This is a genomic window from Methylocystis sp. (assembly GCF_051061285.1).
Lineage (GTDB): Bacteria > Pseudomonadota > Alphaproteobacteria > Rhizobiales > Beijerinckiaceae > Methylocystis.
In genome coordinates this window covers 1-3,270 of the sequence record NZ_JBPFEA010000001.1, presented here as the reverse complement: position 1 = coordinate 3,270, position 3,270 = coordinate 1, and the positions used below count along the sequence as shown (strand labels likewise).

Annotated in this window: 4 protein-coding genes and 2 pseudogenes; 4 read left to right on the top strand and 2 right to left on the bottom strand. The window is 58.5% G+C overall.

All coding sequences use genetic code 11. From position 1 onward, the window contains the following. Positions 1-263 (bottom strand): annotated as a pseudogene (locus tag ACR65T_RS00030) (NAD-dependent formate dehydrogenase); the annotation flags it as partial. On the opposite strand from ACR65T_RS00030, the gene ACR65T_RS00025 reads away from it, so the two are divergent. From ACR65T_RS00025 to ACR65T_RS00010, 4 genes are all read left to right on the top strand, one after another. Beyond that, on the top strand, positions 262-459 hold the full coding sequence (locus tag ACR65T_RS00025; RefSeq protein ID WP_434494572.1) for a hypothetical protein: 198 nt from the start codon (positions 262-264) through the stop codon (positions 457-459). The pseudogene ACR65T_RS00030 and the gene ACR65T_RS00025 sit on opposite strands and share 2 nt — an antisense overlap. 221 nt (positions 460-680) lie before the next feature. After that, complete coding sequence (locus ACR65T_RS00020; RefSeq protein ID WP_434494571.1) at positions 681-917, top strand: hypothetical protein; 237 nt, start codon at positions 681-683, stop codon at positions 915-917. 84 nt (positions 918-1,001) lie between these two features. Continuing rightward, positions 1,002-1,214 (top strand): hypothetical protein, encoded by a 213-nt coding sequence (locus tag ACR65T_RS00015; RefSeq protein WP_434494570.1) that lies wholly within the window; start codon positions 1,002-1,004, stop codon positions 1,212-1,214. Between the two features lie 82 nt (positions 1,215-1,296). Then, on the top strand, positions 1,297-1,707 hold the full coding sequence (locus tag ACR65T_RS00010) for a hypothetical protein (protein WP_434494573.1): 411 nt from the start codon (positions 1,297-1,299) through the stop codon (positions 1,705-1,707). Here the strand turns inward: ACR65T_RS00010 and ACR65T_RS00005 are convergent. After that, positions 1,629-2,878: pseudogene (locus ACR65T_RS00005) on the bottom strand (IS256 family transposase). The gene ACR65T_RS00010 and the pseudogene ACR65T_RS00005 sit on opposite strands and share 79 nt — an antisense overlap. Positions 2,879-3,270 lie beyond the last annotated feature (392 nt).

Below are 3,270 nucleotides of genomic sequence, written 5' to 3'. Positions count from 1 at the left end.
AGCTCTTGGTCGAGTACGCTGTCCGCGCCGTCCTTGCTGGATGTCACTACTAGGCGATGACCGTTCGACTCTAGGAATTTGCGTAGTCCTAGTTCGCCGGAAACGCTGCCAAGGAGCGTACCCGGCTTGAAATCGATTGCTTTTGGGGAGGGCAGCGTTTGTCCGTCGGGATAGCATTTGGGCTGAGCCACGTCATCGCGCGCATAGGCTTTCGGATAACCGTCGACCGGATCGTCGTACAGCACGCATACGATCTTGGCCATGTTCCGCTCCCTCTCTCGCTGGGATGCAGGGCGTTATGCTTTCGTGGCTCTACCCATCAGCAGCGCCAAGCGCGAACTGGCCTCGCTCATGGATACGCGCTCGCGCCGCCTCACCAGCCTCATCATAGTTGTCGAAGTAGATAGCGCAGATCGTTTCATCGGCGATGCGTTCAGGGTTATCTGTCGATTTTACTGAAGACGATATCCAGCGAGCGACGACAGCCGAGATGTCTACCAGCCGACAATGCGATCGAGAGCGGTAGTTTGCCCCCATCCGCCCGGCATTGCCCTGCCTGCACTATAACGCTTTAAATTGATGGCTCAGGTCGAGGCGGGGATATCGCCGGAAAATTCAAATTAATTTGACGATCCCCCCACCACGGCCCGAGGCGCGAACCGTCGCATTCTGGCAATTAAGTGCAATGCGACATCGGCGCCAAGGCCGGCGACTATGTGAAGGCCGTCATGGCGGCGATCAATTGGTCGAACCCCGACCAGAACGATACAGCAAGACATAGATCGCGCGCTCGGGTGGCGTTTGGTGACGTCTTCTGCTCAAGGCAGGAGAACCTGATCTTGCGCAACTTCCGCCTGGATCCGACGCCACTTGATGATCCGCCAGATGAGAAAATAGCGGAGCGACGGCAGATATGACCTCCCAACTGCAACCGAGGAAGACCGTGACATATCAAACGGGTTGTATTGATCCCACGGTGTGGCCGGCAATAAGATGAAGCCATGAACCTCTCCCGTGAAATTGAGGTGCACCTACCCTACTTGCGCCGCTTCGCTAGGGCGCTCTGCGGCTCGCAAAAAAGCGGCGACGCCTATGTTTGTTGTGGCCACTCTCGAGGCGCTCGCCGCCGACCCGGACGCTCTTCCCCGCGAATATGTCGCCCAAGGTTGGGCTTTACCATCTGTTCATGGCCTCCTGGTCATCGATCCGGCTGAACACCGAAGCGGCGCCCACCGACGAAATTTCCGCCGCTCAGCATAACATCAGCATGCGACGCCGCGTTCGCGACAGGCCGTTCTGCTCGGCACGGTTGAAGGCTTTTCGGTTGCAGACGCCGCCGCGATCTTGGGCGTGACCGAAGAAGAAGTTGAGGCGCTTGTGCGGGAGGCTGGCCGGGAAATTGCCGAACGCGTCGCGACCGACGTGCTCATCATCGAGGACGAGTTGCTGATCGCGCAGGACATAGAATTCATTGCGCGCGATCTCGGCCATCGCGTGATCGGCGTCGCGCGCACGCATCAGGCGGTCGTGGAACTCGCCAAGCGTCAACGACCCGGGCTGATTCTCGCCGACATTCAGCTCACGGACGGCAGTTCAGAGCTATGCTGGATTTTCGGTGACGGCTTGAATCAAGCGGCGGACTTTTCTTTGCTTGGGACTTCGATGCCGTCGCGGAATGTTACACCGCTGACGACCTTCGGCAACTGATTTTGTCCTTGCAGTCGTCGCCAACTTTTCGCCGCCGCCATGATCAGCTTGAGACCATGAGGCGCGCCGTGTCCTGGGAAAGCGCGCCCTTCATGCGAACCGTGCGATGCCGCACCGTCGCGAAGGCGCTTTCGATTGGGTTCGATGTACGCAGATGCGTCCAATGCTCGGCGGGAAAATCAAAAAACGTCAGCAGAGCGTCGCGGTCCTTGAGCACGCAATCGACGGCCTTATCGTATTTGGGCGCGTATTTCTCGGCGAAGGTCGTCATTGCAGCTTCGGCCGCTGCGCGATTTTCGGCAAGCCAGATTTCGCGCAAATCCTGATGAGCGTTGGGCTGCACGGACTTCGGCAGTTTGTCGAGAACGTTTAGAGTCTTGTGCTGCCAGCAACGCTGGTGGCGCGTCGATGGGAACGTCTCCTCCAACGCTTTCCAAAAGCCGAGCGCGCCATCGCCGACGGCGACCTCTGGCGCGATCAACAGACCGCGCGCCTTTAAATCGACGAGCAATTCCTTCCAGCTCTGCGCGCTTTCCCGCATGCCTGTCTGAAAGCCGAGCAGCTCTTTCTTGCCCTCGGGCGTCGCGCCGATGAGCACCAACATACATTCGGCCTGCGGCTCCATGCGCGCTTGCAGATAGACGCCGTCGGCCCAGACATAAACATAGCGGCGCGCTGACAGATCGCGCCCTTGCCAGCGCCGATACTCGTCTTCCCACTCGCTCTTGAGCCGCGCGATCACTGCAGGCGAAAGGTTCGGCGCGTCTTTTCCGAGCAACGCCGTCAGCACTTCCTGAAAATCGCCGGTGGAAACGCCGCGCAGATAAAGAGCCGGCAAAAGTACGTCGAGGCTCCTCATGCGCCGCGCCCATTTCGGCAGGATCGACGACGCATAGCGGATGCGCTCATCAGCGGTCGCCGCGCCACGATCGCGCGATTTCGGCTTCGCTACCTCGACCGGCCCAATTCCCGTCTGAATTGGACGAACCGGATCATGTCCATGCCGAACAACGCGCTGGCGCCCGTCCGGCAATTCGAGTTCCGCGTGCGCGGCCAGGAAAGCGGCGAACTCCGCCTCGTGCGCGCTCTGTGTACACTGAGAGGTCGAAAAGTTACGAAAAGTGTCGTATCGAGGCCCAGAATGGAGTGCACACGACGCGACATATGCCATTGAGATAAAGCAGCAAATACTGATAAATCAAGATATTAGATTCGCCGTTGCGCCTATGGTGCATTAGACCTATCGCAGCAAAAGCTCTTTCGTCCCGCGGCCCTTCCAGCCCGTGAGAAACGTGTTGGAGCGGTCCTCGTCCTCCACTTCTTCTTCGATATGCACCCCGTCAAATCCGAGGATGATTTCGATCCCGAAGATCAAGCTGATTACGAGAAATACTTTAGAGAAAAATGGACGCGGAAATTCTGCTAGCACTACTTTGGCAGTTTAGGCTCGACGGGTTTGGCGAGCAGCCGATCACAATGCGGACATCGCTTTGGGGGAGGTCGCGCGAAGATGTCGAGAATGGCCTGCCGGATGGCTGGCATGCTCGGTTGTGGCGGCGGTCC